At 73.9% G+C, this 14,709-nt stretch carries 6 protein-coding genes; 2 read left to right on the top strand and 4 right to left on the bottom strand.

Annotated elements, in window-relative coordinates; translation table 11 throughout:
- Positions 1 to 5: 5 nt before the first annotated feature.
- Complete coding sequence (locus tag AB0I16_RS22725; protein ID WP_363251304.1) at positions 6 to 5,060, bottom strand: MupA/Atu3671 family FMN-dependent luciferase-like monooxygenase; 5,055 nt, start codon at positions 5,058 to 5,060, stop codon at positions 6 to 8.
- A 3-nt stretch (positions 5,061 to 5,063) separates the two neighbouring features.
- On the bottom strand, positions 5,064 to 10,082 hold the full coding sequence (locus AB0I16_RS22720; protein WP_363251303.1) for an amino acid adenylation domain-containing protein: 5,019 nt from the start codon (positions 10,080 to 10,082) through the stop codon (positions 5,064 to 5,066).
- Positions 10,083 to 10,327: 245 nt separating this feature from the next.
- On the opposite strand from AB0I16_RS22720, the gene AB0I16_RS22715 reads away from it, so the two are divergent.
- On the top strand, positions 10,328 to 11,707 hold the full coding sequence (locus AB0I16_RS22715; RefSeq protein WP_363251378.1) for an MDR family MFS transporter: 1,380 nt from the start codon (positions 10,328 to 10,330) through the stop codon (positions 11,705 to 11,707).
- 31 nt (positions 11,708 to 11,738) lie between these two features.
- On the opposite strand, the gene AB0I16_RS22710 is transcribed toward AB0I16_RS22715, so the two are convergent.
- The gene (locus AB0I16_RS22710; RefSeq protein WP_363251302.1) at positions 11,739 to 13,118 is read right to left on the bottom strand and encodes a DEAD/DEAH box helicase; all 1,380 of its coding nucleotides are present in this window, start codon (positions 13,116 to 13,118) and stop codon (positions 11,739 to 11,741) included.
- 140 nt (positions 13,119 to 13,258) lie between these two features.
- Complete coding sequence (locus tag AB0I16_RS22705) at positions 13,259 to 13,711, bottom strand: MarR family transcriptional regulator (RefSeq protein WP_363251301.1); 453 nt, start codon at positions 13,709 to 13,711, stop codon at positions 13,259 to 13,261.
- A gap of 84 nt (positions 13,712 to 13,795) precedes the next feature.
- Between AB0I16_RS22705 and AB0I16_RS22700 the strand changes: the two genes are divergently transcribed.
- The gene (locus AB0I16_RS22700) at positions 13,796 to 14,662 is read left to right on the top strand and encodes an alpha/beta fold hydrolase (RefSeq protein ID WP_363251300.1); all 867 of its coding nucleotides are present in this window, start codon (positions 13,796 to 13,798) and stop codon (positions 14,660 to 14,662) included.
- Positions 14,663 to 14,709 lie beyond the last annotated feature (47 nt).

Genomic DNA, 14,709 nt, shown 5'->3' with positions numbered 1-14,709 from the left:
GTCAGTCATCTGTCCCCGCCCTTCCTGCGCCGGTGGAACCGGCTCCGCGCGCTGCGCCGCTGGTCCCTGTCCCGCTCGTCGGCCGGGTCCCGCCGGCCGTCCCGAGCCCCGCCCGCCTCGCCCATGTGGGCGGCGAGCGCGGCGATCGTCGGGTGTGCGAAGAGATCCACCAGGCGCGGCGGGGCGATCCCCTCGCCGAGGCCGGTGAGGCGCGCGTGCACCCGGATGAGCAGCAGGGAGTTGCCTCCCGCGTCGAAGAAGTTCTCGTGGACGCCGATCCTCTCGACGCCGAGCACCGCGCACCACACCGCGGCCAGGCGCTGTTCGAGCTCGTTGCGCGGCGGCACCTCGGCGACGGCCGCCCGCGCGGTCTCCCGCCGCGCCGGCGCGGCGGCCAGCGCCCTGCGGTCCACCTTGCCGTTCGGCGTGAGCGGGAAGGCGGTCAGGGTGGTGAGGTGCTCGGGCACCATGTAGCCGGGCAGGGCGCGCGCCAGGTGCTCGCGGAGCCGGTCCGGGTCGGGCGGGTCGCCGACCGGGGTGGCCGCGGGCAGCCCGGCGTCCGCGAGGCCGGGCCTGCGGCCGTAGACGATCCCCACCTCCAGCTCGGCGAGGATCGTGCGGGACGCGGTCTCGAAGCCGTTCTCCTCCAGCACGGCGAGGACCTCGTCGCGCCGGCCGTCGCCCTCGATCTCCACGGCGACCTGCCGCACCCGGCGCCAGTCGGCGTCGTCGAGCCCGGCGAGCACGTCGAGTTCGGCGCGCTCCACGTCGACCTTCAGCAGGTCCACATCGGCGAGCCCCTGCTCGGCGATCACCTCGTGCAGGGTGGTCAGCCGGCAGGTGAACCGCTCGTTGCGGTACTGGTCGGCGAGGAAGTCCTCGACGTCCGCGGCGTCGGCCGCGGGCATGAGCACCGCCGCCCGCCTGCGGTCGGCCTCCGGGTCGGCGTAGCGGCCCGAGAGCCCGGTCAGTGCCGGGTAGTAGGTGAACTCCGCGCTGCCGGGGGTGTCGGAGAGGCCCGCGTTGACCAGGACGGCGTCGATGCCGTTGGCCCGCACGGTACGGCTCAGCCGGTCGAAGGTCGGCGGGATCGGCTCGACGGAGACGATCCGCGCGGGGCGGCAACTGCGGTGCACCCACAGCGTGGTGCCGCCCACGTTGGCGCCCGCGTCGAGCACGGTCATGCCGTCCCACAGCCGCAGGAAGCCGTCACCGAGGTAGTCGCCGTCCTCGAAGATCTCCTTGTGGATCTCGGCGGCGGCCCGGTGGTCCCCGGTGGCGACCACACCGCCGAGCGGCAGCGGGATCAGCTCCGGGTCGTCGCCGTCCGCCGCGGTGAGCGCGGCGCCCCGGGGGCGTATCCACCCGGCGAGCGCCGCGCGGTCACCCTCGCCGACCACGCCGACGACGGCGCGGTCCACGCCGGGGAAGGTCTCGATGTGCGCCTCGATCTCCCCGAGTTCGATGCGCCGGCCGCGCAGCTTGACCTGGTCGTCGAGGCGTCCGCGGTACTCCAGGGTCCCGTCGGGGCGCAGCACCGCGAGGTCGCCCGTGCGGTACAGGCGGGCGCCCGGCGGCCCGAACGGGTCGGGCACGAAGCGCTCCGCGGTCAGCTCGGGGCGCCCCCAGTAGCCGCGCACCACGCTGTCACCGCCGATCAGGAGCTCACCGGGGGTACCGACCGGCACCGGCTCACCCCGCGCGTCCACCAGGTGGAAGCGGGTGTTGGCCACGGGGCGCCCGATCGGCGGCGGTCCGTCCCCGGTCACCGGGTGGGTGCTCGACCAGATGGTGGTCTCGGTCGGCCCGTACATGTTGAGCACCCGGCCCATCAGCACCTCGGTGAGCCGCCCCGCCAGCGCGGCGGGGAAGGCCTCACCGCCGATCACCAGCTGCTCCAGCTTCCCGAGGGTCGCGAGACCGGCGTCCGTCTCGGCGAGCGCCAGCGCGAGGGACGGCGTGCACTGCAAGTGGGTGGCGCCGTGCCGGGTGAGCTGGGCCAGGACCGACTGGTCCTCCTCCGGGCCCCGCGCGCCGACCGCGCTCGCCCACTGGGCGCGCAGCCGGTCGAGCTGGGGCAGGGAGGCGAGGACCTGCTCCGGGTCGATGCCGAAGTCGATCAGGCAGGCGATCTCGTCGACCCCGGAGCCCGCGATGCGCTCGACCATCGGCCCGCAGGACGCGGGGGAGCCGATGAGGCCCGCCTCGTCGGCGAAGCGGTCGTAGTAGCGCTCAAGGAGCACATCGAGCTCCTCCTGCGCGAGGGCCTCGATGTCCGCCGCGTCCTCGCCGCTGAGCAGCCGCTTCACCAGCCCCAGCGAGCTGCGCAGATAGCCGACGAAGGGCTTCCTGGCCCGCTCGCGCACCGCTCGGGCGTCCTCGCCGACGGCCGTGTGCACCATCAGCGCGACCCGGCCCCTGCCGGGGTGGCCCGCCGCGTCCCAGGCCGCGCGGTAGCGGGCGACCTTCTCGGCCAGCTCCTCAAGGCTCTGGCCGAGCAGGTGGGTGAGGAGGTTGACGCCCGCGCGGCCCGCCGCCTCGAAGGTGGCCACGTCACCGGAGGAGGTCAGCCAGACGGGCAGCCCACCGCGGGCCGGGCGCGGATACGACGCCACCTGGATGGTGGCCCCCGCCCCGTTGACCCGCTCGACCTTCTCGCCGCGCCACAGGGCGCGCACGGTGTCCATGCCCTCCATGAGGTGCCGCTTGCGGTCGGCGTGCCGGTCGGGGGCGAGCACGAAGTCGTCGGCCAGCCAGCCGGAGGCGAAGGACACCTCCGCGCGTCCGCCGGAGACACCGTCCACCACCGCCCACTCCTCGGCCACCCGCAGCGGGTCCTGGAGCGGCAGCACCACGCTGCCCGCGCGTACGGCGATCCGCGAGGTCACCGCGGCGACGGCGGCGCCGGTCACGGACGGGTTGGGGTACAGCCCGCCGAAGGGGTTGAAGTGCCGCTCGGGCGTCCATACCCCGGCGAAGCCGTGCTCGTCGGCGAACCTGGCGCCCTCCAGGAGCAGCCGGTAGGGCTCGGGGCCCTGCTCGCCCTCCGCGCTGGCGAAGTAGAACAGGCTGAAGTCCACCGCGGGGCGCGGCGCCGCCCGCTCCTCGCCCTGGATGACGACGGTGACGCCGCGCGCCAGCGTCCAGAGCAGTTCGAGCCCGGCGATGTCGAAGGAGACGCTGGTGGTCGCGAGCCACACCGAGCCCTCGGCCGCGGTGATGTGCTCGTCCATCGCGTACAGGAAGTTGGTCAGGGCGCGGTGCGGCACCGTGACGCCCTTGGGGGTGCCGGTGGAGCCCGAGGTGTAGATGACGTACGCCGGGTTCTCCGGCAGCACGGCGGAGGCCACCGGCCCCTGCCCCGCGGCGTCGTCCCCGTCCGGGGCCTCCGCGCCGGTCAGCACGATGGCGGCCCCGGAGTCGGAGAGCATCTGCCGCCTGCGCCGCTCGGGGTAGTCGGGGTCCACCGGCACGTACCCGGCGCCCGTCTTGAGGACCGCGAGCAGCGCGACCGGCAGGTCCTCGGTGCGCCGCATCTCGACGGCGACCAACTGCTCGGGACCGGCGCCCCTCGCGGCCAGCGATCTGGCGAGCCGGTCGGCGCGGGCGTCGAGTTCGGCGTAGCTGAGCCGGACGTCGCCGTGCACCACGGCGGTGGCGTCCGGGGTGCGCCGGGCCTGTTCGGCGATCCGCTCGTGCACCAGTTCGGTGCGGGGGAACTCCCGCGCGGTGTCGTTGAGGCGCCGGACGGCCTCGGCATCGGCGGCGGTGGCCAGCGGCAGCCGGGCGACGGGTGTGCCGGGCCGCTCGACGGCGCCGGCCAGCAGGGCCGTGAACTGGTCGGCGTACCGCTCGACGGTGGCGGCGTCGAACAGGTCGGTGTTGTACTCGATGACCCCGGTGGCGCCCGCGGCGTGCCGCTCCACCGTGAGGATCAGGTCGAGCGGGACCGTGCCGAGGTCCAGCGGCACCTGCTCGACGTCGAGACCGGGCAGCCGCAGGGTGCGCCCCTCGCTCTCGTACCAGGCGAACATGAGCTGGACGATGGGGGAGTGGCTGAGCTGCCGGGACGGCTGGAGGTCGTCGACGAGCTTCTCGAAGGGCACTTCGGCGTACGGGTAGCAGGCGAGGGCGTCCGCGCCCACCCGCTCGACGAGCTCGCCGAACGACCACGCGCCGTCCACCCGGCCGCGGATGGGCAGGGTGTTGGTGAAGGAGCCCACCACCCGCTCCAGGCCGGGGTCGGGCCGGTCGGTGACCGGGGTGCCCACGATCAGGTCGTCGCGCCCGGTGGCGCGGTGCACGAACGCCAGGAATCCGGCGAGCATGGTCATGAACGGGGTGGCCCCGCGCTCCGCGCCGAACCGCACGACGGCCGAGGTCAGTTCCTCGCCGAGGTCGAAGCGGTGGGTGGCGCCCGTGTAGCTCTGCACGGCGGGGCGGGTGTGGTCGGCGGGGAGTTCGAGGAGTTCGGGGACGCCCGCGAGGTGCTCGCGCCAGAAGCCGAGTCCCTCGTCCAGGGCCTCGTCCGTGAGCTGCTCGCGCTGCCACGTCGAGTAGTCGGCGTAGTGCAGGGCGGGCTCGTCGGGGAGCCGGCCGCCGCTGTAGAGCGTGCTCACCTCCTCGGCGATCAGCTCCATCGACGCCCCGTCGGCGACGATGTGGTGCACGGCGAGGAGCAGGGCGTGGTCGTCGGCGCCGATCCTGACGAGCACCGCCCGCAGCAGCGGCGCGCGGCCCAGGTCGAAGGGGCGGGCGGCCACCTCGCGCAGCAGCGAGGGCAGCTCGTCCTCGGTGGACTCCAGGTGCTCAAGGACGGCTTCGGCGGTGTCCTCCACCACCTGGAAGGCGTTGCCCGACACCTCGGCGAAGCGGGTGCGGAGCGCCTCGTGGCGGGCCACCACGGCCGCGATCGCCGAGGTCAGCGCGGCCTCGTCCAGCGCGCCGCGCAGCCGCACCGCCACGTGCACCAGCGGTGGCGCCGCGTCGGGCGCCAGCTGCGCCAGGAACCAGAAGCGCTCCTGGGAGAAGGACATTCGGGCACTGCGTGTTTCCGACATGCGTCAGCTCTCCTCTGCTCTGTCTTCGTCGAGCAGCTCGGCCAGGGTGCGGCGCGCCGCGGGGCGCAGCGGCGCGGCGCCGGAAAGTGGTGTGCGCGTCACGGGTACGGCTCCGGCGGCGGCGACCAGGGCGGCGTCCACGGCGGCCGCCAGGTCGCCGAGCGTGCCCTGCTGGAGGACCAGCGGCAGCAGGGTGGGTACGGGCAGGGCGCGGGCCTTGGCGAGCCTGCGGGCGAGCCTGGCCGCCTTCAGGGAGTCACCGCCGAGGTCGAAGAACCGGTCCTCCACGGTCAGTTCGCCGATGTCGAGGAGTTCACCGAGAAGGTCGGCGATCAGCCGCTCGGTGTCGGTGCGCGGGGCACGGCCACGGGCGGTGTGCGGTGCGCCGGGGGCAGGCAGCCGGGCGGCGTCGAGCTTGCCGTTGGGTGACAGCGGCAGCTCGGGCAGGACCACGAAGCGGCCGGGCACCAGGGACCGCGGCAGCGCCGCCGTCAGCGAGGCGCGCACCTCTTCGAGGTCGAAGCCGTCCGCTTCGGGCACCTCCAGGTAGCCGACCAGGCCGCCCTCGTACACCGTGACGTGGGCGGCGCCGACCGCGGGATGGCGTTCGGCCACCGCCTCGATCTCACCGGGCTCCACCCGCAGGCCGTTCAGCTTGATCTGCTGGTCGGCGCGGCCGGCGAAGACCAGCTCCCCGTCGGCCCTGCGGTGGGCGAGGTCGCCGGTGCGGTACATCCGCGTCCCCGGCGGCCCCAGCGGGTCGGGGCGGAAGCGGTCCGCGGTCTGCGCCGGGTCGCCGAGGTAGCCGCGGGCCAGGCCCTCACCGGCGATCCACAGCTCTCCCGTGACCCCCGCGGGCACGGGCGAACCCGCCGCGTCGAGCACGTGCAGCCGTACGTTCCGCAGGGCCCGGCCGATCGGCAGGCTCTCCGCGGCGGACAGCTCGTCGGGCAGCGGGAGCGGTACGGCGTACATGCTGGCGCTGACGCTCGCCTCGGTCGGCCCGTAGGCGTTGACGACGAGGCAGTCCTCGCGGAGCCGTTCGGCGAGCCGCCGGCAGGCGTCGACGGAGACCGCCTCCGCGCCGACGCTGATGCCGCGCAGGTCCGGCTGGGGCCGGCGGGCGGCCTCGGGGACCATGTACGGGGCGAGGAACGTGCTCTCGACGCGGTGCTCGGCCAGCCAGTCCAGGTGGTCCTCGGGCGTGGTGCGGGCCCGCTCGGGGGCCAGGTGCACCTCGGCGCCGCGGGCGAGCGCGGGGAACATCGCGTAGACCGAGGCGTCGAAGCTGAAGCTCGCCCAGACCGCGGCCCGGCAGCCGCGGGGCACCAGCGCGTCGTAGTGCGGGTCGGTGATCAGGTTGACCACCCCGGCGTGCGGGACGAGGACGCCCTTGGGCCGTCCCGTGGAGCCCGAGGTGTAGATGAGGTACGCGGGGTTCCGCGGGTCGACGGGGGTGTGCAGGTCCTCGGCGGAGTGCTCGCGGGTGTCCGGCAGCGTCCCGGAGAGCACCACGGCCGCCCGGGAGTGCGACAGCATGAACTGCCGCCGCTCCTCGGGATAGGTGGGGTCCACCGGGAGGTAGGCGCCGCCGGCCTTGAGGGTGGCGAGGATCGCGACGGGCACGTCGAGGCCGCGTTCGAGCGACAGGGCGACGATCCGCTCCGGGCCGACGCCGCGCTCCCGCAGGTGGCGGGCGAGGCGGTTGGCCCGCGCGTTGAGTTCGGCGTAGGTCAGCCGGTCGCCCTCGTGGACGAGCGCGGTGGCGCCGGGGGTGCGCCGGGCCTGCTCCTCGACCGTCTCGTGCAGCAGCCGCGGGGCACCGGGCGCCAGTCGGGCGGCGGTGTCGTTGAGCCGCCGCAGCTCCTCCCGCTCAGGGGCGGTCAGCAGCGGCAGCGCGGAGAGCGGGGTCTCCGGTGCGGCGACCGCGCCGCGCACCAGGGTGGTCAGGTGTCCGGTCAGCCGGTCGACGGTGCCCTCGTCGAAGAGGTCGGTGCTGTAGATGACCGAGCCCGCGATGCTCCCGTCGGGGCGCCGCTCCAGCGTGAACGTCAGGTCGAACTGGGTGGCGCAGAAGTCCGACGGCAGCGGTTCGCGCTCCACCCCGGGCAGCGAGAGCCCCTCGCCCGGCATGGTGTGCAGCGAGAAGAGCACCTGGACCAGCGGGCTGTGGCTCAGGCCGCGGGAGGGCGCGAGCTCCGCGGTGAGCCGCTCGAAGGGGACCTCCTGGTGGGTGAAGGCGGACAGCGAGGTCTCCCGTACCCGGCCGAGGAGTTCGGTGAAGGCCGGGTCGCCCGCCAGTGAGGTGCGCAGCGCCAGGGTGTTGACCAGGAAGCCGACCACCCGGTCGAGCTCCGGCCGCAGCCGCCCCGCCACCGGTGAGCCGATGACGAGGTCGTCGAGACCGGTGTAGCGGTGCAGCACCGCCTTGACGCCGCTCAGCAGCACCATGAACAGGCTGGCCTCGTGCTCCCGCGCCAGCTCGTCCAGGCCGGTGACCAGCTCGGCGGGCAGGGTGAAGTGGTGGGTGGCGCCGTGGAAGGACTGCACCGCGGGGCGGGGCCGGTCGGTGGGCAGCGGCAGCACCTCGGGGGCGCCCGCCAACTGCGCGCGCCAGTAGGCCAGTTGTTCCGTGAGCCCCTCGGTGGCCCCCGCGCCATCGAGTCGCCCGCGCTGCCACTGCGCGAAGTCGCGGTAGCCGATCGGCGGCTCGGAGGGCAGCGCGCGGCCCGCGTACAGCGCGCTCAGGTCCTCGAAGAGGACGCGCAGCGACGCGGCGTCGGCGACGATCTCGTGCACGGTGAGCTGGAGTACGTGGTCCTCGTCGCCCAGCGGCACCAGCAGCACCCGCAGCAGGGGCGCGGCGCCCAGGTCGAAGGGGCGGTAGGCCTCCTCGTCGAGCGTGCTCCGCAGCCCCGCCCCGTCGTCCGGGCGGTGCGCGGGTGCGGTGCGCAACTCAAGGTCCACCGCGTCGGCCACGAGCGCGAGCCGGGTCTCGCCCGTGCTGTCGAAGGAGGTGCGCAGCGCGTCGTGGCGTGCCGCGAGGGCCCGCACCGCACGGCGCAGCGCCTCGGTGTCGAGGGGGCCGCGCAGCCGGTAGGCGAAGGCGTTGTTGTACGCGGTGTTGCCGGGCTTCAGCTCGTCGAGGAAGAGGAACTGCTCCTCGCCGAAGGAGGGCAGGCCCCGCGTCGGATCGTCGCGCCGGGGCACGGCCGGCAGCTCCGCGTGGTCCTCGGGCGCGGCGCCGGCGGCGCGCACCGCCTCGGCGAGCTGGGCCACCGTACGCCCCTCGAACATCAGCCGCATCGGGAGTTCGACGCCGTGGACGGCCCGGATGCGTGCGACCACCTGCGTGGCGATCAGGGAGTGGCCGCCGAGGTCGAAGAAGTTCCGGTCGGTGGCGACGTCGTCGACGCCCAGGGCGTCGGCCCAGATCCCGGCGATCGACTCCTCGGTGGAGTCGCGCTCGGCCCGCGGTCCTTCGGCCGCGGCGTGGGCGGCGGGGGCGGGCAGCGCGGCGCGGTCGGCCTTGCCGTTGGGGGTGAGGGGGACGCGGTCGAGGACGACCAGGGCGCTGGGCACCAGCTGGGCGGGCAGCCGCTCGCGGACGAACTCCCGTATCCGTGACGTCAGTTCCTCGTCCTGTCCGGCCGCGTCGCCCGCGGGGACCACGTAGCCCACGAGGCGCTTGTCACCGGGCCGGTCCTCGCGCACCGTGGCGACGGCCGCGACCACGCAGGGGTGGGCGCGCAGGGCCTCCTCGACCTCGCCCAGTTCGATCCGGAAACCGCGGATCTTCACCTGGCCGTCGAGCCGACCGCCGAACTCCATGACGCCGTCGGGGCGCCGGGTCACCCGGTCCCCGCTGCGGTACATCCGCGCCCCGCCGCCCGCGAAGGGGTCCGGCAGGAAGGAGCCCGCGGTGCGGTCGGGGCGGCGCCAGTAGCCGTAGGAGACACCGGTGCCGCCGATGTACAGCTCGCCCGGTGTGCCGTCGGGCACGGGCCGCAGCCGCTCGTCGAGCACGTAGAGCAGCGTCTGGTCGATGGCGGTGCCGATGGGGACGGCGTCGGCGTCGGGCGGCAGCGCGGCCGTGTCGTAGACGGCGGAGAAGGTGCTCGCCTCGGTGGGGCCGTAGCCGCTCAGCAGCCGGCCGCCGGGCGGCAGGTGCTCACGGGCGGCCCGGACGCTGCCGGGGTCGGCCGCCTCGCCGCCGATCACGAGCTGGGGCACGGTGGCGAAGGCCGCGGGCTCGTTGCGGACCACCTCGTTGAACAGGGAGGTGGTGACGAACACCGTGCTGAGCCGCTGGTCCTCGACGAACTGCCGCAGATGGCGCGGGGAGATCATCACCTCCCGGTCGATGGCCACCAGGGCGGCGCCGTTGAGCAGCCCCATCCAGATCTCCAGGACGCTGGCGTCGAAGGAGAGGTTGCCGCCGAAGCCGACCCGGTCCTCGGGGCCGAGCCGCAGGTAGCAGGTGTCCACGACCAGCCTGATGACGGCCTTCTGGGTGGTGAGCACTCCCTTGGGGCGCCCCGTGGAACCGGAGGTGTACATCATGCAGGCGGGCTGCGCCGCCGACTGAAGGCCGGGCCGTTCCGCGCCGCACGCCGCGATCTGTTCGGCATCGTCGTCCAGGCGCACCACCGGGGCGCTCATGAGCGGCAGCAGCTTGTCGTGCGGCCTGCGGGTGACGACCAGGTCGAGCCCGGCGTCCTCGGCCATCCAGGCGAGGCGTTCCGCGGGGTACGACACGTCCAGCGGGACGACGACCGCCCCGCACTTCAGCGCGGCGAGGGTGGCCGCCACCATGTCGGACCGCCGGTCGGTGCACACACCGACGAAAGCGCCTGCCCGGACTCCCCGACCGAGCAGATATGCCGCCAGTCGATTCGCGCGGACATCGAGCTCCGCGTAAGTCCACTCCTGCGTATCGAAGGCGAGAGCCGTCCGTTCTGGTGCGAAATCGGCGTGTTTCTCGAAAAGCCCCGCGAGAGTGGGCAGTTGAGCCCGATACATAACATCCGTCCGATCGTGGGGTCATGAAGCAGTCGGTGTTTGAACGCAGATGTTTTCAGGGCGACTTCGCAAGATCAAGATCTGGACTTCCTGGCGCGAACAATGCATGATCTCGGGCGAGACGGGGCGGAGTACCAGCTCCATTGCCGTACATCCGACCCAGGAGGACGCGTGTGACCAGTGCGGACACTTCCGAACAAGAGGAAACACGACTAGATCGGCCGCTCCTTGTCCTGGGTGCCCTCATGGCCGCGGGTACGTTCGCGGCGGCTCTGGACGCGACCATCGTGTCGCTGGCGCTGAACGATATTCGTTCGGAATTCAACACTCCGATTGACACGATCCAGTGGATTATCACGGGATATCTGCTGGGAATCGCCACGGTTATCCCTGTCACCGGGTGGGCGGTCGACCGTTTCGGCGCCCGGACCATGTGGCTGACGGCCATGGGGATTTTCCTGGGCGCCTCACTGCTGTGCGGAATTGCTTGGTCAGCGCCTTCGCTGATTGTCTCCAGGGTCCTTCAGGGGTTCGGCGGCGGCATGATCGTGCCGATCGCCCAGGCGGTCCTGGCCCGCGCCGCGGGCACCGCCAGGGTGGGCCGGATCATGGCGCTGGTCACCATCCCCACCCAGTTCGCCTCGGTCATCGGCCCGACCCTGGGCGGCGTCCTCGTCGAGACGTCGACCTGGCGCTGGATCTTCTACCTCAACCTGCCCATCTGCCTGATCGCGGGCGGCCTCGCCGCCAAGATGCTCCCGCGCGACGAGCCGCAGCGCACGGCCCGCCTCGATCTCAGGGGACTGCTGCTGCTCTCACCCGGCCTCGCCCTGCTCGTCTTCGGCGTCTCCCGGGTGGCCGACGGCGCGACCGCGGTACTCGTCCCCGTCGCGGCGGGCGCCGTGCTGCTCGCGGGGTACGTGGTGCACGCCCGCACCACGCCGCACCCGCCGGTCATCGACCTGCGGCTGTTCAACACCCGCTGGTTCAGGACGCTCTCCGGGATCATGCTGGTGTACGGAGGCTTCTTCTTCGGCGCGGTCTACCTCTTCCCGCTCTACTTCCAGCAGGCCAGGGGAGACACCGCGCTGGAGGCCGGCCTCGAAGTGGCGCCCCAGGGCATCGGCATGCTCCTGATGCTCTTCCTGGGCGGCTCGCTCGCCGACAAGCTGGGCCCGCGGCCCGCGATGCTGGGCGGCCTCGGCCTGCTGGCGCTCGGGACCCTGGTCTACACCCAGCTGCCGTCCGACCCGCCGATGTGGCTGCTGCTCGCCGCGCTCGCCGTGCGCGGCGCGGGGGTCGGGCTCTGCGTGGGCCCGCTGATGGCCGCCGTCTTCCAGGGCGGGCTGCCGAAGGCGTCGATCCCGCGCGCCACCACCGCCATCAACATCCTCCAGCGCGTGGGCGGCTCACTCGGCACCGCGCTGTTCGCCGTGGTCCTCACGAGCCGGGCGGGGGAGCAGAACAGCGCAGGGCCCGCGGACTTCAGCCACACCTTCTGGTGGGTGGCCGGTCTCGTCGTCCTCGCGCTCGTCCTCACCCTGACGCTGCCCAAGGGCCACCCCGCGGCCACCGCGGACGCCCCGAAACCCGCCGACGCCAAGGCCCCCGCGGCCGACGACTGACCGGCGCGCCGGGGCCCGCAGGGGCGGTCCCTCAGGAGCCGCGGCGGACGCGGGCCGCCTTGCGGGCCTCGGCGAGCTTGCGCGCCTCACCGGACTTGCGGGACTTGCCGCCGGTGCCGCGGGAGGCGTCCTTGCTGGTGCCGAGGCCGCGGAAGGGCGCGTTGGTGTTCTTCGCCCGGGGCGCCGCGGGCCCGTCGAGCGGCACACCGGAAGGAGCCTTGGCCCCGGTGATCCGGCTCAGCTCCTGCTCGCCCGAGCGCACCTTGGTGACCTTCGCCTCGACGCCCGCCTCGGCCAGGAGCCGGCTCATCTCGCGGCGCTGCCCCGAGAGGACCAGCGTGACGACGGCGCCGGACTCGCCCGCGCGGGCGGTGCGGCCCGCACGGTGCAGATAGTCCTTGGGATCGGTGGGCGGATCGACGTTGACGACCAGGTCGAGGTCGTCGACGTGCAGACCGCGGGCGGCCACGTTCGTCGCCACCAGCACGGTGAGGTGACCGTCCCTGAACTGCGCGAGCGTCTTCGTGCGCTGCGGCTGCGACTTGCCGCTGTGCAGCGCGGCGGCGTGCACCCCGCCGGCGCGCAGATGCCGGGTGAGCAGGTCGACCCCGTGCCGGGTGTCGAGGAACAGCAGGACGCGGCCGTCGCGAGCGGCGATCTCCGTGGTGACGGCGTACCGGTCGGGCCCGTGGACGACCAGCACGTGGTGCTCCATCGTCGTCACCGCGCCCGCGGACGGGTCGACCGAGTGCACGACCGGGTCCTTCAGATAGCGCGAGACGAGATCGTCGACGTCACGGTCCAGGGTCGCGGAGAACAGCATCCGCTGACCCTCCGGCCGCACCTGGTCCAGCGCCTCGGTGACCTGCGGCAGGAAGCCCATGTCGCACATCTGGTCGGCCTCGTCGAGGACCGTGGTCCGCACGTGCCCCAGTCGGCATGCCTTGCGCTCGATGAGGTCGTGCAGCCGGCCAGGCGTGGCGACGACGACCTCCGCGCCGTCGCGCAGCGCGGCGACCTGCCGCCCGATCGACATGCCGCCGACGACCGCGGCCATCCGCAGGCCCAGCGCCTCCGCGTACGGGGCCAGGGCCTCGGTGACCTGCTGGGCCAGCTCCCGGGTGGGCACGAGGACCAGGGCGAGGGGCTGCTTGGCCTCCGCGCGCCGCCCGGCGGTCCGTGTGAGCAGCGGCAGCCCGAAGGCGAGCGTCTTGCCGGAACCGGTGCGCCCGCGCCCCAGCACGTCACGCCCCGCGAGGGCGTCGGGCACCGTGGCCGCCTGGATCGGGAAGGGCGTCCTGACACCCTGCTCGCCCAGCGCGCGCAGCACGGCGGGCGGCAGCCCGAGACCGGCGAAGGAGCCGCCCCGCGGCGTCGCCGAGGGGGTCTCGGAGTGGTCCGAATCGGTCATGGGGGAGCCTCCCGCAGGCGGTACGTACCGAGGAAGGCCCGGTAGACGGACGACGGGACCCGCACGGCCCGAGAACGCCGGCCGCCACACCCGTGCAAACGGTTGACGCTAACACAGGAGAACGCCCACCGCCTTCTCCCCTACGAGCGGCTGCTCCGCGCCGCGTCCCGCATGCCGCACAGGAATCTCCGTACGGCGAGCACCTCGCTCTCCTCGAAACCCTCCAGCAGGTCCAGGGCCCGTGCGATCAGCGGACCGAAGTGCCGCCGGCCGAGAGCGACGGCCTGCTCGCTCACCTGGAGGCGGACGCGGCGACGGTCCCGGGCGTCCCGCAGGCGCCCCACGTATCCGGCGCGCTCCAGGCGGTCGATGACCGCTGTGGTGCCCGCCGAGTTCAGACCGAGCCGCGTGCCCAGCTCGCCGGGGGTGAGCGGGGTCCCCGTGCGCTCGCCGTCGAGCAGGCACACCAGGGCGCGTACGTCGGTGGTGTGCAGTCCGTTGGCGCGGGCGAACTCGCCGTGCGTGAGCGCCAGTTCGGTCGTCGTCTCGCGCAGCAGATGGACGATGTCCATCGCGGTCCCGCCGGTGTCCATGCCGACCTCTTCCCCTAGTATCTCGCTCAGCGAGAGTATCGCTGTACGAGAGATATCGGGAAACGTGCTGGATGGGGGCGCCTGATGGCGTACGAAACGTTCTTCGCGGCCTACGACGGACTCCTCGGCCGATGGGAGCCGGAGGCCGGGGGCCGCCCGCGGGTGGACCGCCTCGACGTCCCCACCCCCTACGGCGTCACCCGCGTCAACGGCCTCGGCGCGCCCGACGCCCCGCCGCTGCTCCTGCTGCCCGGCGGCGGTGACACCTCGGCCTCCTGGTTCGCCAACGCCCCGGTGTGGGCCCGCACCCACCGCGTGCTGGCCGCCGACCTCATCGGCGACGCCGGGCGCGGTGTGCCGGACGCCGAGCGGCGGATCACCCGCGTCGCCGACCTCAACGGCTGGCTGGACGCCCTCCTCGACGGCCTCGGCATCGCACGGGTCGCCCTCGCGGGCCACTCCTACGGCGCCTGGATCGCCCTGCACCACGCCCTGGCCTCGCCCCGCGTGCGGCGCCTCGCCCTGCTGGACCCCACCGGCTGCTTCTCCGGCTACCGGCCGGGTTACCTCCTGCGGGCCCTGCCGATGCTGCTCGCGCCGAGCCCCGCGCGCGTGCGCTCCTTCCTGCGCTGGGAGAGCGGTGGCGCGCCGCTCGACCCGGCCTGGCTGCGCCTCCAGGAGGCGGCGGCCGGCTTCGAGAAGGCCCGGCCGGTCACCGGGCCGCGCCCCGACGCCGACGCCCTGCGCGCGCTCGACATCCCCGTGCTGATCCTGCTCGCGGCCCGCAGCCGCCCGCACCGCGCCGCCCGGGTGGCGGCCACGGCCGCGGAGCTGCTGCCGCGCGCGGAGACCGAGACCCTGCCGGGCGTGGGCCACCACGGGTTGCAGCATCTGGCCGCCGAGCGGGTCAACGCACGCGTCGGTGGGTTCATCGCCCCTCGCTCGTCGTAGCGAGCGGAGACCGCCCGGCGCGGTGGGCGCCGGGCGGTCTCCGGAGA

This window comes from Streptomyces sp. NPDC050703 (genome assembly GCF_040654435.1).
Taxonomy (GTDB): domain Bacteria; phylum Actinomycetota; class Actinomycetes; order Streptomycetales; family Streptomycetaceae; genus Streptomyces.
The sequence above is the reverse complement of the archived record's forward strand: the minus strand, read 5'-3'. Positions and strand labels throughout refer to the sequence as shown.

Excerpts from the sequence above, each read along its gene's own strand:
- AB0I16_RS22725 (WP_363251304.1), bottom strand. The coding sequence starts at position 5,060 with ATGTCGGAAACACGCAGTGCCCGAATGTCCTTCTCCCAGGAGCGCTTC.
- AB0I16_RS22720 (WP_363251303.1), bottom strand. The coding sequence starts at position 10,082 with ATGTATCGGGCTCAACTGCCCACTCTCGCGGGGCTTTTCGAGAAACAC.
- AB0I16_RS22715 (WP_363251378.1), top strand. The coding sequence starts at position 10,328 with ATGGCCGCGGGTACGTTCGCGGCGGCTCTGGACGCGACCATCGTGTCG.
- AB0I16_RS22710 (WP_363251302.1), bottom strand. The coding sequence starts at position 13,118 with ATGACCGATTCGGACCACTCCGAGACCCCCTCGGCGACGCCGCGGGGC.
- AB0I16_RS22705 (WP_363251301.1), bottom strand. The coding sequence starts at position 13,711 with ATGGACACCGGCGGGACCGCGATGGACATCGTCCATCTGCTGCGCGAG.
- AB0I16_RS22700 (WP_363251300.1), top strand. The coding sequence starts at position 13,796 with ATGGCGTACGAAACGTTCTTCGCGGCCTACGACGGACTCCTCGGCCGA.